At 62.7% G+C, this 24,887-nt stretch carries 23 protein-coding genes; 12 read left to right on the top strand and 11 right to left on the bottom strand.

Annotated features, from left to right (window positions below; translation table 11 throughout):
- Window positions 1–299 precede the first annotated feature (299 nt).
- The 4 genes from EN807_RS07650 to EN807_RS07635 all read left to right on the top strand — a co-directional run bounded on the left by EN807_RS07650 (window position 300) and on the right by EN807_RS07635 (window position 4,202).
- The gene (locus EN807_RS07650; RefSeq protein ID WP_135934475.1) at window positions 300–1,289 is read left to right on the top strand and encodes a substrate-binding domain-containing protein; all 990 of its coding nucleotides are present in this window, start codon (window positions 300–302) and stop codon (window positions 1,287–1,289) included.
- Complete coding sequence (locus EN807_RS07645) at window positions 1,286–2,287, top strand: ABC transporter permease (RefSeq protein WP_135934474.1); 1,002 nt, start codon at window positions 1,286–1,288, stop codon at window positions 2,285–2,287. The genes EN807_RS07650 and EN807_RS07645 overlap by 4 nt, the downstream gene beginning before the upstream one ends.
- Complete coding sequence (locus EN807_RS07640; RefSeq protein WP_135934473.1) at window positions 2,284–3,048, top strand: ATP-binding cassette domain-containing protein; 765 nt, start codon at window positions 2,284–2,286, stop codon at window positions 3,046–3,048. The genes EN807_RS07645 and EN807_RS07640 overlap by 4 nt, the downstream gene beginning before the upstream one ends.
- A 68-nt stretch (window positions 3,049–3,116) precedes the next feature.
- Window positions 3,117–4,202 carry a Gfo/Idh/MocA family oxidoreductase gene (locus tag EN807_RS07635; protein WP_135934472.1) on the top strand — a complete coding sequence of 362 codons (1,086 nt, stop codon included), beginning with the start codon at window positions 3,117–3,119 and terminating at the stop codon, window positions 4,200–4,202.
- Between the two features lie 11 nt (window positions 4,203–4,213).
- Here the strand turns inward: EN807_RS07635 and EN807_RS07630 are convergent, their stop codons facing one another.
- Complete coding sequence (locus EN807_RS07630; RefSeq protein WP_135935809.1) at window positions 4,214–4,504, bottom strand: hypothetical protein; 291 nt, start codon at window positions 4,502–4,504, stop codon at window positions 4,214–4,216.
- A 253-nt stretch (window positions 4,505–4,757) separates the two neighbouring features.
- A complete protein-coding gene (locus EN807_RS07625) occupies window positions 4,758–5,294 on the bottom strand; it encodes a TetR/AcrR family transcriptional regulator (RefSeq protein WP_135934471.1) in 537 nt (178 codons plus the stop codon).
- Between the two features lie 144 nt (window positions 5,295–5,438).
- Between EN807_RS07625 and EN807_RS07620 the strand changes: the two genes are divergently transcribed.
- The gene (locus EN807_RS07620) at window positions 5,439–6,710 is read left to right on the top strand and encodes an efflux RND transporter periplasmic adaptor subunit (protein WP_135935808.1); all 1,272 of its coding nucleotides are present in this window, start codon (window positions 5,439–5,441) and stop codon (window positions 6,708–6,710) included.
- Entirely contained in the window at window positions 6,707–9,790 is a 3,084-nt protein-coding gene (locus tag EN807_RS07615; protein WP_127316224.1) for an efflux RND transporter permease subunit, read from the top strand. Before EN807_RS07620 ends, EN807_RS07615 begins: the two co-directional genes overlap by 4 nt.
- Window positions 9,791–9,886: 96 nt before the next feature.
- Here EN807_RS07615 and EN807_RS07610 read toward each other — a convergent pair whose 3' ends face one another.
- The gene (locus EN807_RS07610) at window positions 9,887–10,348 is read right to left on the bottom strand and encodes a L,D-transpeptidase (protein WP_135934470.1); all 462 of its coding nucleotides are present in this window, start codon (window positions 10,346–10,348) and stop codon (window positions 9,887–9,889) included.
- A gap of 371 nt (window positions 10,349–10,719) precedes the next feature.
- Between EN807_RS07610 and EN807_RS07605 the strand changes: the two genes are divergently transcribed.
- Complete coding sequence (locus EN807_RS07605; RefSeq protein WP_246684029.1) at window positions 10,720–11,055, top strand: hypothetical protein; 336 nt, start codon at window positions 10,720–10,722, stop codon at window positions 11,053–11,055.
- Window positions 11,056–11,161: 106 nt separating this feature from the next.
- Window positions 11,162–11,329 carry a hypothetical protein gene (locus EN807_RS07600; RefSeq protein WP_023797130.1) on the top strand — a complete coding sequence of 56 codons (168 nt, stop codon included), beginning with the start codon at window positions 11,162–11,164 and terminating at the stop codon, window positions 11,327–11,329.
- A gap of 39 nt (window positions 11,330–11,368) precedes the next feature.
- On the opposite strand, the gene EN807_RS07595 is transcribed toward EN807_RS07600, so the two are convergent.
- On the bottom strand, window positions 11,369–12,055 hold the full coding sequence (locus EN807_RS07595) for a response regulator transcription factor (RefSeq protein ID WP_065007437.1): 687 nt from the start codon (window positions 12,053–12,055) through the stop codon (window positions 11,369–11,371).
- A gap of 46 nt (window positions 12,056–12,101) precedes the next feature.
- Here EN807_RS07595 and EN807_RS07590 point away from each other — a divergent pair, with 46 nt between their 5' ends.
- Window positions 12,102–12,881 carry a response regulator transcription factor gene (locus tag EN807_RS07590; RefSeq protein WP_189522455.1) on the top strand — a complete coding sequence of 260 codons (780 nt, stop codon included), beginning with the start codon at window positions 12,102–12,104 and terminating at the stop codon, window positions 12,879–12,881.
- A 57-nt stretch (window positions 12,882–12,938) separates the two neighbouring features.
- Entirely contained in the window at window positions 12,939–15,026 is a 2,088-nt protein-coding gene (locus EN807_RS07585) for a PAS domain S-box protein (RefSeq protein WP_189522368.1), read from the top strand.
- Between the two features lie 137 nt (window positions 15,027–15,163).
- Here the strand turns inward: EN807_RS07585 and EN807_RS07580 are convergent, their stop codons facing one another.
- The 6 genes from EN807_RS07580 to EN807_RS07555 all read right to left on the bottom strand — a co-directional run bounded on the left by EN807_RS07580 (window position 15,164) and on the right by EN807_RS07555 (window position 20,370).
- Entirely contained in the window at window positions 15,164–15,571 is a 408-nt protein-coding gene (locus EN807_RS07580) for a hypothetical protein (RefSeq protein ID WP_095517879.1), read from the bottom strand.
- A gap of 275 nt (window positions 15,572–15,846) precedes the next feature.
- A complete protein-coding gene (locus EN807_RS07575; protein ID WP_135934468.1) occupies window positions 15,847–17,133 on the bottom strand; it encodes a flavin monoamine oxidase family protein in 1,287 nt (428 codons plus the stop codon).
- A gap of 136 nt (window positions 17,134–17,269) precedes the next feature.
- Complete coding sequence (locus tag EN807_RS07570) at window positions 17,270–18,328, bottom strand: dipeptidase (protein ID WP_135934467.1); 1,059 nt, start codon at window positions 18,326–18,328, stop codon at window positions 17,270–17,272.
- Between the two features lie 172 nt (window positions 18,329–18,500).
- Window positions 18,501–18,800: a GNAT family N-acetyltransferase gene (locus tag EN807_RS07565; protein ID WP_029348700.1), complete on the bottom strand. Its 300-nt coding sequence runs from the start codon at window positions 18,798–18,800 to the stop codon at window positions 18,501–18,503.
- Between the two features lie 3 nt (window positions 18,801–18,803).
- Window positions 18,804–19,427 carry an alpha/beta hydrolase gene (locus EN807_RS07560; protein WP_135934466.1) on the bottom strand — a complete coding sequence of 208 codons (624 nt, stop codon included), beginning with the start codon at window positions 19,425–19,427 and terminating at the stop codon, window positions 18,804–18,806.
- A gap of 10 nt (window positions 19,428–19,437) precedes the next feature.
- Window positions 19,438–20,370, bottom strand: coding sequence for a VOC family protein (locus EN807_RS07555; RefSeq protein ID WP_135934465.1), 933 nt, complete (start codon window positions 20,368–20,370; stop codon window positions 19,438–19,440).
- Between the two features lie 217 nt (window positions 20,371–20,587).
- Between EN807_RS07555 and EN807_RS07550 the strand changes: the two genes are divergently transcribed.
- Window positions 20,588–22,165 carry an alkaline phosphatase family protein gene (locus EN807_RS07550; protein ID WP_135934464.1) on the top strand — a complete coding sequence of 526 codons (1,578 nt, stop codon included), beginning with the start codon at window positions 20,588–20,590 and terminating at the stop codon, window positions 22,163–22,165.
- Window positions 22,166–22,217: 52 nt separating this feature from the next.
- Here the strand turns inward: EN807_RS07550 and EN807_RS07545 are convergent, their stop codons facing one another.
- Window positions 22,218–23,672, bottom strand: coding sequence for a PRC-barrel domain-containing protein (locus EN807_RS07545; RefSeq protein WP_135934463.1), 1,455 nt, complete (start codon window positions 23,670–23,672; stop codon window positions 22,218–22,220).
- A 292-nt stretch (window positions 23,673–23,964) separates the two neighbouring features.
- On the opposite strand from EN807_RS07545, the gene EN807_RS07540 reads away from it, so the two are divergent.
- Entirely contained in the window at window positions 23,965–24,885 is a 921-nt protein-coding gene (locus EN807_RS07540; protein ID WP_135934462.1) for a diacylglycerol kinase family protein, read from the top strand.
- Window positions 24,886–24,887: the final 2 nt, after the last annotated feature.

Below are 24,887 nucleotides of genomic sequence, written 5' to 3'. Positions count from 1 at the left end.
ATGGTTCGGTTTCCGTTGCACCGCAGCACGTCAAAATCACTGCACACCATTTTAAATCTTGACGCGTGTTAATTTTTTCTAAAACATGCGGAAATGCTGACAAGGCATCGGTCAGCGCTCTGGGAGGAGAAATGCCTGACAAGAATGGCCCTAACCGAGCCCGGAAACCGCCGTGCGGCAATCGCCGATCGGTCGGCAGCCCGTCATTCGCAATCGCCGGGCCAGCCTTCGCCGGCACAGGCATTGGTTCGCCGAACAACGGGTCAACTGCGACACAACCAACATTATGAGGAGGCAGCATGCGTATGTTCAATTGCCTGACGCTTGGCGCAGGCCTGTTTGCAACCATCATTTCCATGCCGGTCCATGCCGAGGACGCGGCCCGCGTCGCGGCGATCGTCAAGGGTCTCGACAATCCCTTCTTCCAGTACATGCACCAGGGCATCGAACAGCAGGCCAAGGCCGACGGCGTGGCCGTCACTATCCAGGCAGCCGCCAATATGGGCGACGCCACCGGGCAGGCCGATCGGTTGACCGCCATGGCCATGCAGGATTTCGATTGCTATCTGGTCAATCCGATCAGCGTCAGCAACCTCGTCCAGGCACTTGTGCCTGTCGCCCGGAAGAACAAGCCGATCGTCAACATCGACAGCACCATCGACGCCGAGCAGGCCAAGGCCGCTGGCTTCACCATCTCAACCTATATCGGCACCGACAACGTCGCCGCCGGCGTACTGGCAGGCGAGGAGATGCTGAAGCTGGTTCCTGCAGGCTCCAAGGTCGCGCTGGTGGCCGGCATCGTCGGCGATGTCGGCAGCAACGCCCGCATCAAAGGTTTCAAGCAGGCCGTCGAAGGCAAGCTCGACGTCGTGGTAATGGTCAGCGCCGACTGGGACCGTGAAAAGGCGCTGACCGCGGCCACCGACATCCTGGCCGCACACCCCGATCTCGCCGGCTTCTTCGCCGCCAACGACATCATGGCGCTCGGCGTCCAACGTGCCGTCCAGACTTCGGGCAAGGACGTCAAGGTGATCGGGCTCGACGGCATCGTCGACGCCTTGAAATCCGTTGCTGCCGGCGAACTCGCCGCCACCGTCGCCCAATATCCCTATGTCGTCGGCGCCATGGGCGTGGAAGCCTGCAAGGCAGCGGCCATGGGCAAGGAACTGCCCGCCAACGTGCCGGCACCCGTGCTTCTGATCAACAAAGACAATGCCGAAGCCTCGCTGAAGAACTTCCCGCGCCCGGGCGGCGACTATCCCGATCCCTTCCGCGAGATGTTGAAGTGAGCACGCCTGAACAAAACGCGCCCGCGCATACAGCGGGCGCGGCAGAGGAGAGCCGTCCCTCCCTGGCGGCTCTCCTCCTGGATCCTTCCTTCTGGGCCGACTGGGCATCGGTCGTCGGCCTCATCGGCCTCGTCGTCGTGTTCGGCATCAGTCAGCCGGTCTTTCTCAGCGTCGCCAATTTGCAGGCCCTGCTGCTGGCCGCGGCGATCCTGGTCGTGCTGTCGATCGGCCAGACCTTCGTCGTCGCCACCGCCGGCATCGATCTCTCGCTGGCTGCCGCGGTCATGCTGGGCGCCATCATCCTCGGCCTCGTCGATGCCGCGGGCTATGGCATCTTCCTCGCCTGCGCACTGGCCGTCGCCGCCACCAGCGCGGTCGGTTTCCTGAACGGCTTGCTCATCACAGCCGGGAAAATACCCGACTTCGTGGTGACGCTCGGCACGCTTTCGGGTGTCACCGGCCTCGGCCTGATCTTGTCGGGCGGCGAGCCGATAATGGTCGGCTCAACCTTCCTGCTGCGGCTGGCATCCGGTTCCTTCGGGCCGTTCGGCTATCCCGTCTGGGTGGCGATATCAGCCGTTCTGGTGGCGCATATCGCGCTCTACCACACCCGCTTCGGCGTGCATCTGTTGGCGACCGGCGGCCAGGTCGAAAGCGCCAGCGCGCTCGGCATCCGCACCAACCGGGTCAAGATCGCCGCCTATACGATTTCAGGCTTCTGCGCCGGCATCGCCGCACTGCTCCTGGTCGCGCGCATCGGCTCGGCCGAACCGCAGATCAATACCAGCCTTCTGCTCAATTCGGTGGCGGCAGTCGTCTTGGGAGGCGTCAGCCTGTTTGGTGGACGCGCCAGCATTCTCGGCCCGGCGATCGGAGCGCTGATGCTCACCGCTCTCGTCAACGGGCTGACGCTGCTCAGCGTTTCGGCCTTCTACCAGCCCCTGGCCGTTGGCGCCATCGTGGTGCTGGCGGCCCTGATCATGCGGTATCAGAAATGAGCGCCGTCAATCACTCCCCGTCGGTCGACGCGATCCTCGCCTGCGAAGGACTGAGCAAGCATTTCGGCGGCATCCGCGCCTTCACCGATGTCGCCTTCCAGGCCCGCCGTGGCGAGGTCACCGCGGTGATCGGCGACAATGGCGCCGGCAAGTCGACGCTGATACGTTGCCTGGTCGGCGTGCATGTGCCGGATGGCGGCGAGATCTTCTTCGACGGCCGGCCGCGTCCCTTCTCCAACCCCGACGAGGCGCGCAAGGCCGGCATCGAGACGGTGCACCAGAACCTGGCGCTCATCGACGAACTGACCGTCGCCCAGAACCTGTTCCTCAACCGTGAGATCGTGCGCCGGATCGGCCCGCTCGCCCTGCTCGACCGCAAGGCCATGAAGCAGCAGGCGCGCGCCATGCTGTCGCGCCTGTCGATCAACATGCCTTCGGTCAGCCAGCGCGTGCGGCGCCTGTCGGGCGGACAGCGACAGGCGATCTCGATCTGCCGCGCCGCAGGTTCCGGCGCCAAGCTGGTGGTGATGGACGAGCCGACCGCAGCGCTCGGCGTGCAGGAGACGGCCAACGTCGAAGCTCTGATCCGGCGCCTGCGCGAACAGGCCGTCAGCGTCATCCTGGTCAGCCATAATTTCGACCAGGTGCGGCGACTGTCCGACCAGATCTGGGTGATGCGAGCGGGACGGATGGTGGCGACGGTGCGTGCCTCCGAGACGACCGGCAACGAACTCGTCGCGCTCGTCACCGGTGCGGCATGAAGGACGAGCCGCCCCTGTCGCCCAAACAGGCTTTTGGCTGAAACAATTGGTTGCAAAGGGAGTGTGCCGTGGCGGTGATCCGTGTCGGGCTAGTGGGCCTGGGAGAGGTCGCGCAGTCGATCCATCTGCCGGTGCTGAGCGACCAGCGCGACCGCTGGCTGATATCAGGCATCTATGATGTTTCGCCGAGCCTGATGGCGCTGTGCACATCCGAATACCCGACCGCCAAAGCCTTCGAAACGGCAGATGCGCTGATCGATTCGCCGGATGTCGACGCGGTTTTCATCCTCTCGTCCGACGAGACCCACAGCCGTTTCGTCCGTGCCGCCGTCGAGGCGAACAAGCATATCCTCCTGGAAAAGCCCGCCTGCCTGACGGTGCGCGAGATCGACGAGCTTCTGGCGCTGACGCCAAACTACGCCAAGACGATCTTTGTCGGCTACATGCGCCGCTACGCCCCGGCCTATCTGGCAGCGATAGAGGAACTGCCTGACTTCACCGACATCACCCATGTCCGCATCTTCGACCTGATCTCCGAGGGCCGGCATTTCCTGAAGAAGAGCCAGAACATCCTCTATCCCACCGACATCGATCCGGCCCTTTTGGCACGCGGCGCCAAGGAGCGGGAAGCGCTGATCCGCGAAGTGGTGGGCAGCGATGCGCCCGCTGACCTCGTACGCGCCTATCGCGGCCTGACGGCGCTGAGCTCGCACCATATTTCGGCGATGCGCGGGCTGCTCGGCGAACCGGCCCGTGTGCTTGCGGCGCACCGCACCAATGGCGGCGCCAACACCAGCGTGACCTTCGACTACGGGCATTTCGCCTGCTGCTACGATGCGGTGGTCGACGACCTCGGCCTGTTCGACGCCATGATCGAGGTACGCTCGAACACCAAGCGGGTCCGCATCATCTACGACACACCCTACATCCGCAGCCTGCCGACGCGGCTAGAAGTGACGGAGGCCGGCGCAGCCGGCCCGGTGACGCGGTCATACGGGCCGCTCTATGGCGACGCCTTCTCGAATGAACTTGAGACCTTCCATCGCCACATCACCGACGGGACAAAGCCGCTGACCGACCTCGCCGATTCCCGTCGCGACCTGGCGCTGATGGCCGACATCATCGCGCGGATGAAGGAGGCTGGCGGGCGCTGAAGGCCTGCCGCCTACTTCCCGCAGTGGTGATCGTTGATCTTGTTCAACGCATTCGCGTCAGGCCCGACCCTGTGGTAGGAGCAGGCTCCGGCGGCTGTCGTGAACAACTGCTGGTCATAGTACCGCGGGCCGCCGAACAGAATGTCGATGATGTCGCCTTCGGCGGGAACGTAGCGCTCAGATTGAACCCGGTAGTCGCGGTGCCGATGGTCGCGGTATTTGTCCCCCGCGAAAGCCGAGGCGGACATGCTGCAGCCTATCGCGAAGGCGAGCGCGCGGATCGCAAAGCGTTTTGTCGTCATCGGCAATACCCTTCTGGCAGTTCGGCTTTCTACCATATAGCCAAAATCGCCAGCCGAACAAAAGTTCCCTGAACGGCGCCTTGGGCCAACCGGCTCAACCATGATCTCACCTGTCATAATAAGTTTATCCTGCGGCGCGGGGGAAGGCTTCTCGCATCCGGCCGGCAACACGTAGGAAATCCGGTCATGACAATGACAGCGCCTGGCCGCCAGATAGGGGTTTCGGCCATTCACGCCAATTGCTCGCGGCAATCTATCCCGCGATCTCAAGCAAGGACGATACCAGCAACCGGCGTTCGTCCTGTGAAAGGACGTCCGAGTCGAAGAGGTTCATGCTGCGAAGTCCTTCGATGGCGAGGTAGCAGACCAGCAGCGCCTTGAGGTCCGGCGTCTCTCCCTTGAGCCGCTCGAAAACCTGCCGCCTGGACGATTTTATCGGTGTCAGGAAATCGGGATCCTCGGCGATTGCCGAAAATATCCAGGAAGCCGACGGTTTCGATTCCTCGGCATGTTCGGCCGAAAGCTTGACGTAGGTCGCAAGCGGGCTTTCGCCGCTGGCGCCGGCCGTGCGGGCGGACTCCAGCGCCTGCTCAAAGGCGCGCAGGTATTCCTCCACCAGCGCCTGCATCAGTTTCGCCTTGGTCGGGAAATTGTACAGCAAGCCGCCTTTCGACACGCCGGCTCGGCTGGCGACGGCGTCCAGCGACAGGCTGCCGGGCCCTGTCTCGCGTGCCACATCGGCGGCGGCGGCGAGAATTTTATCACGCGAATTTGTTCTGCGGGCCTTCATCAGTCGCTCCCCATACATTAGCCTACGCGGATTTGACAAGACCGTCCAGACGGTACAGTAAGATCGCCGTCATTTGAAATCGGGACCAGTCACAGGTATGTGTTTCGGTCATCCGACTGTTATGCCGGGCCATGGCCAAGGGGACTGTTCGTGATCAAGCGTTTCATCATTGCCTTCATTCTGCTCGTGCTGGTGTGCGGCGGCATCGTCGGCTTCAATTTGTTCCGCGACAATGCAATGCAGCAATTCTTCGCCACGATGAAGCCGCCGGCCGCGACCGTGTCGACGACAATCGTTAAGCCGACGAACTGGACGCCTGGCGTCGAGGCGATCGGCACTGTCAGTGCGGTCCGCGGCGTCGACCTGACCGTCGAAACCGCCGGCATCGTCAAGGACATCCTGTTTCACGCCAATCAGAAGGTTGCAGCCAACGCGGTTCTCCTTCAGCTCGACGATGCCGCCGAGCGCGCCGATCTCGATGCGACGAAGGCGCAAGCGGCGCTCGACCAGACGGCGTTGACACGCGCCCTTGAATTGCAGAAACGCGGTGTCGGCTCGGAATCGACGCTCGACTCGGCGCGGGCAGCCGCATCGGCTTCCGCTTCACAGGTCAACAGGCTGCAGGCGGTGCTCGAGCAGAAGCTGCTGACCGCGCCCTTCAGCGGCACAGTGGGTATCCCCAGGATCGATCTCGGCCAGTATCTCTCACCCGGCACTTCCGTAGCGACCCTGCAGGACCTGGAGACGATGCGGGCCGATTTCTCGGTTCCCGAACAGCAGCTTCCGCTGCTGAAGATCGGCCAGACGGTGCGGCTGGGCATTGGCGACGGCGAGTTGCCGTTCGCCGGCACCATTCGCGGTATCGACCCGAAGATCGACCCGACCAGCCGGCTGGTGACGGTCAGAGCCGAGGTCGCCAACCCCGAAGGCAAGCTGACACCTGGCCAGTTCGTGCAGGTGCGCGTCGAATTGCCCGAGGAAAACAACGTGCTGACGGTGCCGCAGACCGCGCTGACCTCCAGCCTCTACGGTGACTTCGTCTTTGTGGTGCGTCCGGCGAAGGCGGCCGCGGCCAATGGCGCCGCCCCTGCTGCGGCGGCAAAGCCGGAAGAAAAGCCAGCCACGGATACTGCGAAGCCCGCGGCCGAAGCGCCTGCGGGAAAACCCGAGGAAAAACCGGCTGCCACCCCGGCCGAATCGACAGCGGAAGAACAGAAACCGCAGCTCGCACTTGCCCAGGTGTTCGTCAAGCCCGGCCGCCGCAATGCCGGCCTGGTTGAGATCCTGGAAGGTATTGCGCCCGGCGACGAAGTCGTTACCGCCGGCCAGAACCGGCTCTCCAACGGCATGTCCGTAGCCGTCGACAACACGATCGACCCGACCAAGCCGGCGAACCAGCAGGCAGCCCAGCAATGAGCTTTTCCGACCTCTTCATCCGCCGCCCGGTCCTTTCGACCGTGCTCGCCTTGATGATCCTGCTTCTGGGTTTCCAGGGCATCTTCAACCTTTCGATCCGGCAGTATCCGGAGGTTGAAGAAACGGCCATCACGATCACTACGGCCTATCCAGGCGCCAGCGCCGACCTGATCCAGGGATTCATTTCCGCGCCGATCGCCCGTGCCGTCGCTTCGACCGAAAACATCGATTATGTCACGTCGGCGAGCCGGCCGTCCTTAAGCACCGTGACGGTGCAGATGAAACTCGGCTCCAACCCCGACGTCGCGTTGAACGAAGTCTTGTCGAAGGTACAAGGCGTACGCGGCGATCTGCCAGACGAGGCCGAAGACCCGGTGATCGTCAAGGGCACCGGCGAGCAGTTCGCGATGATGTACATCTCGATGCAGAATCCGAACATGACGCCGGAACAGCTCACCGAATATATCGAGCGCGTCGTACGGCCGCGCATGTCGACGGTCGAGGGTGTCGCCGACGTTCAGATCTTCGGGGCCGCCGAATATTCGATGCGCGTCTGGATCGACCCGGTCAAACTGGCGGCGCGCGGCGTGACGGCGGCGGAAGTGCTGACTGCCATCAATGAATCGAATTTCCTCTCCGCGCCCGGCAATACCGAAAACGAATACGTCGCCTCCTCGATCACCGTTCGCTCGACGCTGCAGACGCCGGAGGCTTTCGCCGCCCTTCCGCTCCGATCGAAGGACGGCAATGTGGTGAGGCTGCGCGATGTGGCGCGCGTCGAGCTCGCCGCGGCGAACACCGACACCAGGGTCACTTTCAACGGCAAGCCCGGCATCTTCCTCGCCATCTTTCCGACGCCGGCCGCCAATCCGCTGACGACAGCGGAGGCGATCCACGAAATCGTGCCGACGATCCAGGAGACGCTGCCGCAAGGCATGACGATCGAGATCGTCTACGATTCGACCGAGCAGATCAGCGCGTCGATCGAGGAGGTGTTCAAGACCATCGGCGAAGCGGTCGCCATCGTCATCGTCGTCATCCTGCTCTTCCTCGGCTCGTTCCGCTCGGTGCTGATGCCGATCGTGACCATTCCGCTGTCACTGATCGGCGTCTGCTTCCTGCTGTTTTCGCTGGGCTATTCGATCAATCTTTTGTCGTTGCTGGCCATGGTGCTGGCGATCGGCCTCGTCGTCGATGATGCCATCGTTGTGGTGGAAAATATCCACCGCCATATGGAGGAAGACGGTTTGTCGCCGATGCAGGCGGCCTTCAACGGCATGCGGGAGATCTCGTCCGCCGTCATCGCCATGACGATAACGCTGGCCGCCGTGTTCGCGCCGCTGGCCTTCACCGGCGGCCTGACCGGCGCGCTGTTTCGCGAATTCGCGGTGACGCTTGCCGGCTCGGTGGTGCTTTCGGGTGTCGTCGCCCTCACCATCACGCCAATGATGTCGGCACGCATCCTCAGGGCCGGCTCGCACAGCCGCTTCCAGCGCATTGTCGACACCACATTCAGGCGCGTCGAAAACGTCTATGAACGGCTGGTCAGCGGCTCGTTGAAATATCGCCCGGTGACGCTGATGATCGTCATCGCACTGGTCGCCACGACCGGCTTCATGTTCACCAAGACCGCGAGCGAACTGGCACCGGAAGAAGACCAGGGCTTCTTACTGTCTATTGTGAATGCGCCGCGCTATGCGACGTCGGACTACACCGAAACCTATGTGAACCAGATTCTCGGGCTGATGAATGATATCCCCGAAACTAGGGCGCGGTTCTCCGCCGTCGCGTTCCAAGGCCCGACGAACAACGCTTTCGTCGGCTTTGCATTCAAGGACTGGGCCGACCGCACGCGCAGCTCGAAGGAACTTCAGGAAGACATCACGGGTCGCCTCAGCAAGGTTGCGGGCGTCGAAGCTTTCGTCTTCGCACCGCCCACGCTGCCCGGCTCCGGCGGCGGCCTGCCGATCACGATGGTGGTGCGCTCGACCGGCGAGGCCTCCCAGGTGTATGAGGCGGCCGAGGACATCAAGAACAAGGCGCAGGCCTCCGGTCGCTTCCTCGCCGTGCAGAATTCGATGTCCTACGACGCGCCAGAAGTGACGGTGACGATCGACCGCGACCGCGCCGCGGCGCTCAACCTGCCGATCGCCGACATCGGCCGGACGCTGACCCTCTTGGTCGGCGGCGCTGAGGTGGCGCAATTCGACCGCGAATCCAACAGCTACGACATCATCCCGCAGGTGCCGCAGAACTTCCGCGACAACCCTGAAAAGCTGGCCGAGTATTTCGTGCGCAGCGCGTCGGGCGAGATGGTGCCGCTCTCGGCGGTGGTGAAGATCTCGACCAATGCATCGCCGGCCGCGATCGAGCAGTTCAACCAATTGAACTCCGCCACGATTTCGGCTCTGCCATTGCCCACCGTCACCACCGGCGACGGGCTGAAGACGATCGAGGATATCGCCAGGGGAAGCCTGCCCGATACCTTCTTCATCGACTATACTGGCCAGTCGCGGCAGGAGAAGGAACAGGGCTACACGATCATCATCGCCTTCGCGGCAGCCGTTCTGGTCATCTATCTGGTGCTGGCGGCGCAGTTCGAAAGCTTCCGCGATCCGTTAATCATCATGATGTCGGTGCCGCTGTCGATCTTCGGCGCGATCGTGCCGCTCAATCTGGGGCTGGGGACGCTCAATATCTACACGCAGGTCGGCCTGATCACGCTGATCGGTCTGATCACCAAGCACGGCATTCTTCTGGTCGAGTTTGCCAACCAGCAGCGCGAGCTCCACGGGATGCGGCGGCGAGATGCGATCGTCGCCTCGGCCAGGGTGCGGCTAAGGCCGATCCTGATGACGACGGCTGCGATGGCGCTCGGCGTGGTGCCGCTGATCATCTCCAGCGGCGCGGGTGCGGCGGCGCGCTATTCGATGGGCCTGGTGATCTTCACCGGCATTCTGGTGGGAACCATGTTCACCCTGTTCGTGGTGCCGATGTTCTACACCTTCATTGCCAGCAAGGACCTGCCGCATCACGCCGAGAAGCCTGACCCGAAGCTGATGCCGGTCCCGGTTGATTGATTGACAAAAAAGGCCGGAAATTTCCGGCCTTTTTCTTGGGCAGTGATGTCCGACCCGGAACCTGTTTCACCCGGCAGGCGGATCGACTTTGCTTACCTATTTGACGATGACGATCCTGGTGTTGGCCGGACCGAAAGTCTCGACAAGCTGGTAGAAATCGGCGGCGTCGACCGGATGCAGCCGCACGCAGCCATGCGAGGCCGGCTGGCCGAGGCGCTTGACGAAATTGGTCGCATGCACGGCGTAGCCACCCTTGAAGAAGACCGAATGCGGCATCGGCGCGTTGTCATATTTCCTCGAATACCACATTTGGTGCATGCGGGTCGGCTTGAACGAGCCGGTCGGGGTGACATGCCCCTTTGCGCCGGTCGAGACTTTCCACGCGAAGGTCGGCCGCCCGTCGACCATGACTTGCATCGTCTGCTGCGAAAGCGAAATCCGCGCCACTATCTGATTGGCGGCATGGGCGACGCCATTATCGGGGCCGAACAGAAGAACCGCACCCGTGAGGGCGGCGGCAGCGATGTTGATGAGCTTGGTAGAAATGGCAGTGTACATGATGTCCCCCATCTGCCGGACATGGCCGGCTCCAATTCGATGACTGGCTTATCGTTGGGTGACGTTTCGAATTGATTTCGCACGGCAGGCGTTTCTGTTTCGAATGTGTTTCCCATGGTTAACAGCCCAAAGCCGATCCGAGGGATTTGTAGGGGTGAACCCAATGACATAAAGCCTCGGCTGCTCAAGCCCGGGCCCGCAAAAAGGTATTGTCTTCTCCAAGTGAAAGTGCGGTCTACCCTCATATGAAAGAAATTCGACTTGGCTCGAAACCAATCTGCAACAAAGCGCGGACGCTAGCGGCATGATCTGGATACGGGCCACCCGCAGAGTTGACCCAACGAAAACAGCCGACACAAACGAAGATGAACATGCAATCGAACGCGATCTCCTGGCTCTTCAGGATAAGCATAGCCGCAGCGATGATCGGCGGCGTCGGCACCTTCGCCGGCAGCCCGACGACGAAGCTTGCGGGGATGACTTCAAGCGAAGTTTCGACGCTGCATGCCGCACTGTTTTTCGCCACGGTCTGGATCCTGTCCAGTCTGCGCATCAACCGGCTCAAGGCCCTCTGGCGGGTCGGTTTTGGGCTGAAGAAGATGCGCGGCCCCTCCGGCAACTTGCAGCCGAGAGGACCGAAGGCCCGCGCCGCGACGGGGGGCTCCGCTGGCGGCGCGGGCGCTTCGGGGGTTTCCCTGAAGACATGATCCCGAACCGAAAGACCGCATCGCGACAAGTGGTGCTGGTTTCCGGAAGAGAGTGTGCCCGAAAACAGGCCATACGCAGCAGATCTGAATTTGGGGAACGGATACGATGAACACGAAATTTGCAGCTTCGGTGCTTTCCGCACTGCTCTACGCACAGGGCCTGCTCGGCTTTGCCGGCCTCGCCACCGTGCTTCTTAGGGATCGTGCCCATGCGAGCGAATTCGTCGCGGCCAGCGAAATGCCGTCAGGTCCGTCGCTTCTTGTGGTCCGCTGAGCGCCTGGGCCTGTGGGCAATACGGTGAGGGGCCCGGCCTCAGTCGGCGAACTGCGTTGGCGGATCGAACCGGTAGCCCGCACCCCTTATAGTGGTGATGGTCTCGGTGTCGAGCTTGCGGCGCAGCCGCACGATGCGCGAATCGATCGAGCGATCGAAGGCATCGGCATTTTCGGCGGGCGCGGCGGCAATGATGTCGTCGCGTGTCAAGACCTTGCGCGGACTGGCCAGGAACAATCTGAGCAGCGCCACCTGACCCGGCGACAATTGTTCTTCCGTGCCGGAGCGATGCATGACCATGGCCGACCGGAGGTCGACCGTCGCGTTCTCCAGCACGACCAATTCCCCGGCGTTCCTGCCGCGCCGTGCCAGCAAGCCGCCGATACGAGCGGCGAGTTCCCTGACATTGAGCGGGCTCTCGACGACGTCGGCGGCGCCGAGTTCGAGCGCCAGCACCTTGTCGACGAGATCGGCCGGCCGGCAGATCAGGATGAAATCCGGCCCGCCCTCGCCGCCATGGCGCCTGAGCAGATCACGCCCTTCGGCCTGGCTGAGGCTGTCGCCGACGACGACGACATCGATGCCCTTTCCGGAAAGCAAGGATTCGGCCTCCCACGGCTGCCGCACCGCGCGCACGTCATGACCACGCCGTTCGAGATGGTCGGCGAGATCGGTCGCGACCACTTCGGCGACGGAAACCAGCGCGATGACGGATCGTGCAGCCATTTTTTTCCACCCTGCAACCGGCAACCCAAGATGAGTGCTGGACATGATGTTTATACCCAATCTACTTTCCGCTGAAAGCGGGAGCGAGAGCATAGTGCGGGCGCGAATTGTCATCGTCGAGGACGAGCCGGATCTGAGGGACGCGGTCGCCGAGTATCTCGGCGCCAGCGGCTACGATGTCGCGACGGCCGAGAGTGCCAGCGCCGCGCGAACCTTGCTGGAAACGCAGTCGTTTCACTTGGCCATCCTCGACATCGCCATGCCAGGCGAGGACGGCCTGTCGCTCGGCCGCTGGCTGCGCTCGAAAATGCCTATCGGCATCATCTACGCCACTGCCGCCGGCACCGCGCTCGACCGCATCGTCGGGCTGGAACTCGGCGCCGACGACTACATCGTCAAGCCTTACGAATTGCGCGAGGTGCTGGCGAGGGTCCGCAGCGTGCTGCGCCGCGTGCCGCAGCCTGCCGAACCACAGGGCGCCAAGGCCGAAACAACTGCCAACCGCCGTTTCATGAGCTTCGGCCCTTTCCATGCCGATCTCGACGGCCGGTTCGTCACCGGCACCAATGGGACAGTCATCGACATGGCCAAGAGCGAGTTTGACGTGCTGGAGGTCTTTCTGACGCGTGCCAACCGTTTGCTGACGCGTGCGGCGATCTCCGAGGCGATCGGCTTCGTGGAAGATCCTGAATCGTCGCGCGCGGTCGATATCCGCATCATGCGGCTGAGAAAGAAGATCGAGGCGGACCCGGCCAATCCGAAATTCCTGCGCACAGTCCGCGGCGAAGGCTATATCTTCTCGCTGCCGACCGGCGAAAGCAACTGAGCGGCGCGGCCACCGGTAACCACTCTCGGTGGCACGACTGTGAAATGACGGCTGACCATGACGGCTGAAGCAGCACGCAGCGATATGCACGGCGTCAGGCAGGGCGCGGCGATGGCGGCTGTCCATGTCGTTCGCCGGCTTCGCGAAGCCGGCGACTGGCAGCGCGAGATGGACAGCATCCTTGAAACGCTCTGCGGAGCCATGGATTGCCAGCGCGGCATCCTGTTTCGGCTGCGCGAGCTGCCCGGCCAGGGCTTTGCCCAGTCGGTCGCGGCTTACTGGATCAACCCCCGATTTGGTGGCGAACTGGCGTCGCCAACGGTAATCATGCAGTCGGTTGTCAATTCGGACCCACTGCTGGAACGGTTGGCGGAGGACGAGCGGCAAGGCAAGATCTTCGCGGGACACACGCGCGACCTTGAAGGCTTTCTGAGAACCGACTTCGAAAAGCAGCACATCAAGTCGTTCCTGTCGGTGTCGGTCTTTGCGCATGGCCATCTGTGGGGCACGCTGGCGGTCAACGACTGCGTGAACGAGCGCGAATGGACCGACGAGGAAGAGGCAACGCTGCACATCGTGGCATTGGCCATCGGCGACGCCATCGAACGATCGCTTTCCGATGCCCATGCCAGCGAAGTCATCCGCCGCACCATGTTGCAGGCCTCGCTAGACGCCATCATCGTCATCGACGAGACCGGTTCGATCATCGAGTTCAATCCTGCCGCCGAAAAGATGTTCGGCTATCAGCGCAGTGACATCCTCGGCAAGGACCTGCTCGACACCGTCGTTCCGGAATATTATCGCAAGGGCTATGTGTCGGGCGCCGAATACATGTCGGGCCGCGGCGCGCCGATGGTCGGCCAGCGGATCGAGACCGTCACCCAGAATGCGGCCGGCGAGGTCTTTCCGATCGAACTGACGGCGACCGAGATGCGAGTCGCCGACCGCCGCCTGATCTTCGGCTCGATCCGCGACCTTCGCGACAAATTGCGCGCCGAGGAGGAGATCGGCCGCCAGCGCGAAAAGCTGCACCAGAACGAGAAGATGGCGGCGATGGGCTCGCTGCTTGCCGGCGTGTCACACGAGCTCAACAACCCGCTTGCCGTGGTCGTCGCACAATCGACGCTATTGCACGAGTTCGCTTCAGACCCGCAGACCAAGGTGCGCGCCGAAAAGGTGCGCGCCGCCGCCGAGCGTTGCGGCCGCATCGTCAAGAGCTTCCTCTCAATGGTCCGCCTGCACCCGGCGGCGCAGGCCGAGACGGACCTCAACCAGGTGGTCCGCGCGGCACTCGAAGTGACTGCCTACGGCGCCAGGTCGACCGGCATCATTATCGATACCGATTTCGCCAGCGGCCCGCTGCTGGCCATGGCCGACGCCGACCATGTGACGCAAGTGGCCGCCAACTTCCTCATCAACAGCCAGCACGCTCTGGCCGGCATCGGCGGCGACCGGCTGATCAAGGTTCGCACGTTTCGCAGCGATCGCGGCAATCCCTGTTTCTCAGTCGAGGACAACGGGCTGGGCGTGCCGGAAGCGATTCGCTCTCGCATCTTCGAATCCTACTTCACCACCAAGCCTGTCGGCGTCGGCACCGGCATCGGCCTGTCAATCTCCAAATCGATCATCGAACGGCACAATGGCAATGTCTGGTTCGAGGAAGTTCTGCCGAGGGGCGCCCGTTTCGTCGTCCAATTGCCGGCGATCTCCGCCGGCGCGGCCGCCGCCGGCGAAACCCCGTCGCGCTCGAGCGGATTGCGTCACGCGCTGATCATCGACGACGAGCCGGATGTCGCCGCGTCGCTGTCCGATATTCTGGAGTTGATGGGCATCAAGTCGCGGATCGTGCCGGCCTGGGCATCGGCCGCCGCGACCTTGACCGGCCACATGCCGCCGGACATCGTCTTTTCCGATCTGCGCATGCCCGGCACCAGCGGCATATCGATGTATCGCGAACTGCTCGCCGAAAAGCCCGATCTGGCGCGGCGCTTCGTTCTGGTCACCGGCGACCTGATCGGCGCAAAGGCCGAAATCGAAGCATTGCCCGCGCCGCAGCGTCCGCAGATCCTGGAAAAGCCGTTCAGCACGCTGGACGTGCGCGGCGTGCTGTCGGCCATCGCCGAGCAGGCGGCATTGGGCAGCTAGAACTTCGGACTGGTGGAAATCGGCTTTTGAAAGAATCCGAATGCTCAAACGAAGGGTTAGAGGCCAGAGAAAAAAGACTCCCGGCCGACGATGCGGCGGGAGCCTGCCGGGAGCGCTGGAGGGTCGCTCGGGGGGCATCAAAAAACGTTCGGCGTATCGGTCAGCGGCGGGGCATTGGCGATCACGCGGACCGCGCGAGCCTTGTGGATTCCGGACTGCTCGGCGATGACGCGCAGGCAGTCCGCACTTTCGGCGCCCCAGGCTTGCCCCTTGCAGACAAAATCGATCTCCGGCATCGGCAGGCGCGCGGTCTTTGTCGTGGTCGGCGCGCCGTCAACGATATTTGCCGGCGGGTTCAGTGAAGCAAAGGCTGGTCCAACCGTCGGCGCGAACGCCATGCCGACGAATGCGGCGGCGCCCAGCACCACGAACAGCGCCATCGGATGGTCGTTGGCGCGCCGGCGCAGCGCCAGCTTCGGCCGCCGATCGTTGCGCTCCGGCGCCTGCAGGCGGTCATTGTAGGCAGTCTGGATTTTCGTATGCATCGCCATTCCCTTCATTGATTTTCTTTTTCTGCTGAAACGAACTTAGCCGCACCCGGTAACGGACGAACGACGCACGCAAACTGACCGTGTAACAGATTTGAAACCGGAATTCGGGCAGTACCGGGCATATTCGGTCTGCGAGGGCGCGAGAGTTCTTTGCCGAACTGTTTCATGCAGTCGCATGTTCACGGGATCAAATCACGCCGCCGCTGTAGCCCGGCGACGTCCGGTCGCCAGCTTGAGACGCCTCACCTGCGACCATGAGGCGCTTGTGACTACTGCGGATTAAATTCCGAGAGGATTTTCTGTGCAGCAATGCGCCCAGCCACGATTGCGCCTTCGACATAGCCCGGAAATGACGGCGACAATTCCGAGGATGCGAAATACACTGGCGGCGCGCCGGCCAGGATGGTTTGTTCGGCATCGGTGGCACTCGTATCGATGATGAGATCGCTGTAGCCGCCGCCGCTCCAGCGATCATCGGTCCAGTCGCGACAGCTGAAATCGGTGAAGCTGCCTGCGTCCGTGCCGAGCGCCTCCTTGAGCCGCGCCGTAACCTCCGCGCGCAACGCGGCATCTCCCAACTCCCGCCAGCGTAGAGCAAGCGGCCCGCCGACGAAGACGACCAACGCAGGGTGGCCGCCATCCTTGCTGACTTCACAGGCAAAAAGTGCCGGCGGATCGCGCCACATCACCATGCCGCTCAAGCCCTTGGCGCGCCAAAAGGCTGTGGGGTAGCGCACCTGCATTTTGATCACCGCGCCGCTTTGCCAGACACCGAGGGCCTTTTCCAAGGCAACCGGCAGCGCCGGTGCGAAATCCAGCTTCGAAGCCATCATCGGCGGCATGGCGATCAGCGCCATTCGCGCCGTGATCGAGCCCGTCGTCGACGCGAGACGAATTCCTCCCAGTCTGCGCTCGATCGTTCTGACCGGCGTGTTCAATCGCAGGCGGTCGCCGAGATCCTCAGCCAGATCATCCGCCAGAGACTGCATGGTTTCGTGCACGAAATACTGCAGCTCCGACACCTCATTGGTGATACGGCGGTCATTGTCGATGAGGTGCCAAAGCGGCAGTTTTTCGAGCGCCTGGCACCACAGGCCCTCGATCATCGAGCGAAAAGCCGCCTTGGCCTCACCGGGATCGTTCTGGCGATCGAGCCATGCGGCGACGGTCAAGCCGGCAATAGTCGGATCGCCCGGTGCAATCGCGTTCATACGGTCGCGGATCGCCATCGAGGCGTAGTAGATTCGCTCGGCTTCCTTTTCGCCCGTCAGCGGCTGGGCAATGACTTCGCCCTTAACATAGGTCTCGACCAACGTTTTACCGCGCGTTCGCACCAGGGCCATCAGTTCCGGCATGTCCTCGCACAGGAACTGACCGCCGCTGTCGATCAGCTCGCCAAGCCCATTCCACTTGGACTCGACCCGCCCGCCGACGCGGCCGCGCGCCTCGAGCAGCACAAAATCAATGCCGGCCTTGTTCAATTCATGCGCGGCTGACAGGCCGGTAAAGCCCGCGCCGGCGATGGCGACATCGGTTCGTACGGTCTGGCGCTTCAAGAGCCGGCCCTGAAGTTCTCAAAGTCCGCAATCATCCGCGGCTTGAGCTCCGGACACAACGGTTTTGTCGAGATCATCAAAACCCCGCTCGATCGATATATTGCAGGTCGCTGGCTACTCTGCCGGGCGACACGCTTTACCCGATGGTCTTTTCCAGCATGTTGATCCAGTTGCGATAGGCGATCTTCTCGATTAGTGCGCGACCGAAGCCGCGCGCCGCGAACGCATCGAGCAGCTTCGGCAGGCCGGTAACGTCGCCGATAACAGCCGGGATCATGGCGCCGTCGAAATCGGACCCGAGGCCGACGCCGTTTTCGCCCAGCGCCTGCAGCAGCGAATCGACATGGCGCACCATGATGTCGACACTGGTATCAGCATTCATCCGGCCGTCTTCGCGCAAAAACCCGGTCGCGAAATTCAGGCCGACCATGCCACCCGACTCGCGGATCGCGCCGAGCTGCCAGTCCGTGAGGTTGCGGGAATGGCCGCAGATCGCATGGACGTTCGAGTGGGTCGCGACCAGCGGGGCGTCACTGATCTCGGCGACGTCGCGAAACCCCTTTTCGTTGAGATGCGAAAGATCGACCATGATGCCGAGCTGGTTGCAGGCCTTGACCAGTCCCTTGCCGGCATCGGTCAGGCCAGGTCCGGTGTCGGGCGTCGACGGGAAACGGAATGGCACGCCATGGCCGAAAGCGTTCGGGCGGCTCCAGACGACGCCGAGCGAGCGCAGGCCGGCCGCATGCAACACGTCGAGCATCGTCAGTTCGGGGTCGATCGCCTCGACGCCTTCAATATGGAACACCGCCGCGATCGACCCTTGCGCCATCGCATTTCGCACGTCGCCGGCGCTGCGGCAGACGGTGAGTGCCGACGCTCGTTCCAGCCTGAACAGGATCGAGGCCATGGCGATGGTGGAAGCGAGCGCGTCGGCGCGCGAAATTTCGGGCGGCAAGGGCTCGGTATCGCTCGGCGCAGGTGGAACCGCACTGCGCTTGGATTTCTCGACCGGCGGCGGAAAGATCGCGAACATGCCGCCGGCAAAGCCGCCCTTTATCGCGCGCGGCAGGTCGATGTGGCCACCCTGCGTTCCCTCGATGAACAGCTTCTCAACATCCGCGTCCTTCGACTGATAGAGCCTGAGCAACGTATCGTTGTGGCCGTCGAAGACGGGGACGAGGTCGGATTCGGTCATCAGGGAGCCATTCGGTTTCAGGGGGCGGGCCTCAGTCGCAGCCAGTCTGCAGGCGATACGCCTAATTAGGCAAGATGTACGAACTGCGCAAATGCCAGAGACGTTATCCCCTTGTGGCCGCCCGCTCTTCCACCGTCATCCCGCGCGCTTAGGTGGCCGAATTGAGCCGAACCTACTGTTTCAGCACGTCGGCCCATTCCTTGTGACGATGGAACTGGGCGTTGGCGAACGGACAAAGCGGGATGATCTTCTTGCCCGCCGCGCGCGCGTCCTCGACGGCTCGGGTGACAAGGCGAAGCCCGGCGCCCTGGCCGCGGAACGCATCCGGCACCTCGGTGTGGTCGATGATGATCTGGTGCTCGCCGATCTTGGTGAAGGTCATCTCCGCCTCGGCGCCATCAGGCCCGCGCAAGAGATAACGGCCTTTGGAACCGCGATCCTCCAGTTCGATCTCCGGCAATTGGTCAAGCATTGCTTACGCTCCTTCTGCCGGCGTAGCGGACAGGAACCGCCGCGCCGCCTCGATCTCGTTCGACTGCACCTCATGGCCGCCGTCGTGCCACTCCACTGTGACATCGGCGCCATCGGCGCGCAAATAGGCCTCGAGCCGCGACGTCAGGTTGGGCGGACATATCGGATCGCGCCTGCCTGCTGTGACCAGGATGCGACGGCCGGCGAGACTTCCCTCGATCTCCGGTTCGAACGGGATCAGCGGATGCATCAGCACCGCCGCGTCGAACAGAGAGGGCGCCGCGAACACCACCGAGGCCAGGATGTTGGCGCCGTTGGAATAGCCGAGGCCAAGCACCGACGAGGGCTTTGCCGCCTCGACATGCGCCTTGACGAAACCTACCATCTTGTCCGTCGCCCGCGCCAGGTCGCCCATGTCGTAGACGCCCTCGCCGGTGCGGCGGAAAAAGCGCGCGGCACCGTGTTCCGAGACATCGCCGCGCGGCGAGACGATAGTCGCCTGCGGCGCGAGATCGCGCCCAAGCGACAAAAGCTGAGTCTCGTCGGCCCCGGTGCCGTGGAAGACGAAGAGCAACGCGTCGCCCGGCGAACCGGGCAGGACCTTGTGGGTGTAAGAATCCTTGCTCATGACCTTGTCCTCAGTCTTCCAGCTTCTGCAAATGTTGCTCGAGATAGGGCCTCAGATGCTGGTGCTGCGACGGCAGCTTCAGCGCCTCGCCGAGATGGGCGGTGTCCTCGTCGCGGTCGAAGCCGGGCTCGTTGGTGGCGACTTCGAACAGCACGCCGCCCGGCGTGCGGAAATAGATCGCCCAGAAATAGTCACGATCGATCACCGGCGTCACCTGATAGCCGGTGTCCATCAGCGCCTTGCGCACTTCGAGCTGCTTGGCGCGGTTTTCGACAGCGAAGGCGACATGGTGAACGGAGCCGGCGCCGAGATCGGCAAAAGCGGCGCCCGGCAGCGATTCGATATCGACGATATTGGCGCCGTTGCCGTTCTTCACAGCCAGCCTTTTTACAGTGCCGGACGTGTCGATTTCTTCATAGCCCATGAATTTCAGCAGCTCTTCGGTGGCGCCGCCATCCTTCAGCCTAAGCGACACCGAGTGAAAGCCGCGGATCGCCTCGTCGGAGGGAACATCGCCCTTCGCCCACGGCGTACGGGTGTCGGCCTTGTTCTCGACCAGCGCAAACCCGTCACCGTCGGGACCGGCGAAGCCAAGGCGCTTCTCACCGAAGCTCTCTTCGCGCGACAGCCCGGCGACGCCCTCATCGGCAAAACGCTTTTCCCAATAGGCAAGCGTACCTTCGGGCACCGAATAGACCGTGGTGCCGACCTCGCCAACGCCGTGGCGGCCCTTGCCGATATTGGGGAACGGAAAATAGGTCATCACCGAACCGGGCGTGCCGAGCTCGTCGGCATAATAGAGATGGTAGACATCCGGCGCGTCGAAATTGACGGTTTTCTTGACCCGGCGCAGGCCGAGCTTTTTGGTGAAGAACTCATTGTTCTGGCGCGCATCCCTGGCCATCGAAGTGACGTGATGCAGGCCTTTGATCTGGTCGAGCATTTTTCTGCCCCTTTCCTTGTCCTGTGCGGCCCATGCCGCGGTCCACGCCAATATGAGAACCGGCCAGCCGGCGGCAAAGGCCGCAAACACAGATGGACTGTGCTCTATGAGTGAACAATAAGGCGGCTTTTGTTTACGATTTGGCGAATACCTCAGGCTTGCGTCGCCACAAAAATTTCGGCTCCATGAGCGGCACGTTTCAATGAAGGATACAGCATTGGTCAGAAAAGACAGACGCCCGAATGTTCTCCTGATCACCTGCGATCAGTGGCGCGGCGACTGCCTGTCGGCGGCAGGCCACAAGGTGGTGCGGACGCCGAATGCCGACGCGCTGGCCGCCGAGGGTGTGCTGTTTCGACAGCATTATGGCGGCGCGGCGCCCTGCTCGCCGGCACGCGCCTGCCTTTACACCGGCCTCTACCAGATGAACAACCGAGTTTGCCGCAACGGCACCCCGCTCGACGCCCGTCACGGCAACATCGCGCTCTCGGCGCGTAGCCTCGGCTATGATCCGACGCTGTTCGGCTATACCGACGTATCGCCCGATCCGCGCACGCTGGCGCCGGGCGACCCGCGGCTGAAAAGCTACGAAGGCGTGCTGCCCGGCTTCACCGTGCGCCAACTCCTGCCGGAGCACCAGAAACCGTGGCTGTCGTGGCTCCAGGCGCGCGGCATCGATAGCAGCGCCGGCTTTCCCGACATCCATCGCCCAGCGGACGAGCTTGGAGGCACGACCGACAGCGAGGTGACCAACGCGCCGCCCGTCTACTCGAAGGACGAAACCCCAGCTGCTTTCCTGGCCGGCGAGTTCGTCCGCTGGCTTGGCGAACAAGAGCGCGATACACCGTGGTTCGCGCATCTTTCCTTCCTCAGCCCGCATCCGCCCTTCATCGTGCCGGAGCCCTACAACAGGATGTATGATCCTGCCGAGGGACCGGCTTTCCAGCGCGCCGTGCGCTGGCAGGCCGAGGCAGAAAGCCACCCCTACCTTGCCTATGATCTTGACCTGCAGGAGCGTTCGAAATTCCGCCCCGGCGCCGAGGGCAAGGTGCGCGACTGGGGCGACGACAATTTTGGCCGCATCCGCGCACTCTATTACGGCATGATCTCGGAGGTCGACGCACAGCTTGGCCGCATCTGGCAGGCGGTCAAGGCGGCGGGTGCATGGGATGACACCACCGTCGTGCTGACCTCCGACCATGCCGAGATGATGGGCGACCATTACATGCTGGGCAAGGGCGGCTTTTTCGACGGCAGTTATCATATTCCGCTGATCGTCCGCGACCCGCGTCGCCGCAAAGCGGCCGGCGCCAGCGTCGACCGCTTCACTGAGGCGGTGGACATTGCGCCGACATTGCTCGCTCTGCTTGGCGAGGAAACCCCGCCGCATCTCGACGGACGATCGCTGAAGCCGTTCCTGGATGCCGGGGAGCCGCGGAACTGGCGCGAGGCTGCGCATTGGGAGTTCGATTTCCGCTCGGTTGCCGACGGTGATGCCGAGCGCCATTTCGGCATCGGGCCGCGCCAGTGCAATCTGGCCGTCATCCGCACGAAACAATTCAAATATGTACATTTCGGCGGCGGCCTACCGCCGCTGCTGTTCGACCTGGAGAAGGATCGAGACGAACTGACCAATGTCGCCGCCGATCCGGCCTATCTGCCGGTCCGGCTGGAGCTTGCCGAAAGGCTGCTTGCCTGGCGGGCCGAACATCTCGATCAGTCGCTGGCGCTTGCCGAACTGACCGACGACGGCGTTGTCGGCCACGTCGCACGCCTGCCGCCTTTCCAGTCATAGAAAAGACCCGCGCCGTCGCCGGCGCGGGCCTTTCGGGGTCAATCACTGGGGCTTAGCGCATCATCATACGCTGTTCGTCACGTTTTTGCGTATAGGTGCCCTTGTCATAGGCGACCTGCGCCTCGAGCTGCTCCTTGGTGAAGTTAGTGTAGAGATAGCGGTTGCCATCCTTGTCGGTCATGAATTTAAGATTGTCCATGCCGACAGCGACTTCCTTCTCGCCAACGCCGAGGAAACCGCCGACGTCGATGATGACGGCGTCGACCTTCTTGTCGCCCGTCAGTACGACGTCACCAATCTCGCCGACGTTGACATCATTGGCGCCGTAGACGGTGGTTCCAACCAAATCTTCGGACCGGATTTCGTTGATCGGCATTTCGGTCAGCGCCGACTTGTCGATCGCCGCGGTCTGCGTCTGGTCGGGGGTTGCGTCAGGCGTTGCTGCAGCCGGAGCCTCGGCTGTCGTGTCCGCCGGTGCTGGAGCAGCGGGGTCAGTCGTTGTTGCCGGGGCCTGCGCCGTCTTGTCCGCCGGTGCCGGAGCAGCCGGGTCAGGCGTTGCCGCCGGAGCTTCCGCGGTCTTCTCCGCCGGGGCTGGAGTGACAGCAGGGGTGGTAGTCACCGGCGCCGGCGCCGCCGCGTCAGTCGATGCGGTTGTCGCCGGGGCCGGATCATAGGGCTCGCGGTTGAACTCTGGCAACGCCTCCAGGTCTTCCTTCGTGGTCTCGGCCACCAGCCAGCGATCGCCGTCCCTTTCCGCCCACTTGGCCTTATCGAACTCGTAGGCGACATTCTTTTCGCCAACCTCAAGGAAGCCGCCGACGCCAATGATCAGCGACTCGGCCTTGCCATCCTTGGCCAGGACGATGTCGTTCACGTCACCGATGTTTTGAGCGTCGTCGCCGGTGCCGTTATAGACGGTCTCACCAATGATGTTGGTGGCAAGGTTGCCATCGGCGCGCTTCACGGGTTCGGCCGGAACCGGTTCGACCGGAGCCGCCGGAGCATTCTGTGCGGTGGTATCGGTCGTGCCAGAAGGGGCTGGAGGAGCCGTAGCCGTGGTGTCGGTGGCCGCAGGAACCGGATCGTAAGGCCTGCGATCGAAGTCCGGCTGGGCCGTCAACTCATCCTTTGTGGTTTGGGCAATCAGCCAGCGGTCGCCATTCCGTTCGGCCCATTCCAGCTTGTTGTAGTCGAAAGCCACGTTCTTGGCGCCAATGCCAAGAAAGCCACCGACGCCGATGATGACGGATTTTGCCTGACCGTTTTCGTCGAAGACGACGTCGTCGACATTGCCAATGTTCTCGGCATCGTCGCCTGTGCCATTATAGACCGATTCCCCGATGATGTTGGTCACCAGGCTGCCTTCGGCGCGCGCAACGGGAGCCGCAGGAGCGGTATCCTGGACTGCCGGGTCCTGCGTCGGCGCCGGGGTTGTGGCCGTCTGCGCATATGCACCGGTCGCAAGCAGCGCTGCGAGTGCGGTGGTGGTTAAGAGCGTGCGGATCATCGTAATCTCTCCTCGTGCGTTATCGGTTCACGCCACGAGCCACCGGGTGGGAGATTGGTCGCGGCGTTACATATTCACAACGTCGTGACCGCGCCGTTGTTCCGACACCATGGCGAGCGTCGGGAAAAAACCACCCGAATCGCGCTCAATCATGCGTTCGGCCGGTGAGATTCGCTCCTGTATTTTCGTTAGAGCTGCGGAACTTTTTTTCAGCCGACCCGTTCCAGCCTTTGGCTGGTTCTGTCCTGGCCGATGATTATCCAATGGTTGCCAAGAAAAAACGGAGCGGGGGATGCGATTTGCGGCGGTGCTGAACCAGGAGGGCGGCACCCTGCGCACGATTGATCTTTCCGCCTTCACGGACCGGATGCGCCAGACGTTGGAGGCAGCAGGTCACTCGATCGATATCGACATCGTTGCCGGCAAGGACATCGTCGCAACGCTGGACCGCATCGCTTCGAAGCACAGCGTCGACATTGTGCTGGCCGGTGGCGGCGACGGCACCATTTCGGCCGCGGCTGCTCGGTTGATGGGCAGGAAGAAAGCACTTGCCATTTTACCGGCTGGCACGATGAACCTGTTCGCGCGCGGGCTCGGCATTCCACAGACCCTTGACGCGGCCGTGAAATCTCTTGCCGACGGCGAGGTGATCGCAGTCGATATGGCAACCGCCAACAATAAGCCATTCGTGCATCAATTCTCGATCGGCATGCATGCCAGGATGGTTCAGCTTCGCCAGGCCATGGAGTTTGGCTCGCGGTTGGGAAAGATGCGGGCTTCAGTCAAGGCTGCGTGGGCGGCGATCAACAACCCGTCGGCAATGAAGGTGACGCTGACCATCGGCGAAGCCGAGATCGTGACGCGCACCACCGGCATCGGCATCACCAACAATCTGTTCGGTGAGGGTCACCTGCCCTATGCCGACAATCCCGCCGGCGGCGTGCTCGGCATCTATGTCACGGTGGCGCAGCAGCGTGGCGAACTGCTCAGGGTTCTCTTCGACATGGCGCGCGGCAAATGGCGCGACAGTGAGCATGTGGAAATCCACCAGGCTGACCGGGCCGTTTTGAAAGTGCACTCGGCTGCCAAGAAATTCCGCGCCGTCATGGACGGCGAACTGGTCCCGCTTGACCCCGAAACGACGATCGAAATTCATCCTGGCGCGCTGAACGTTCTTGTCCCGGCGCGCGCTGTCCAAGCGAAGGCAGCGTGATG

Origin of the sequence: Mesorhizobium sp. M5C.F.Ca.ET.164.01.1.1 (assembly GCF_004792125.1) — a bacterium.
In the GTDB taxonomy this organism is placed as follows: Bacteria; Pseudomonadota; Alphaproteobacteria; order Rhizobiales; family Rhizobiaceae; genus Mesorhizobium; species Mesorhizobium wenxiniae.
This window is presented reverse-complemented; position numbering and strand designations above follow the sequence as displayed.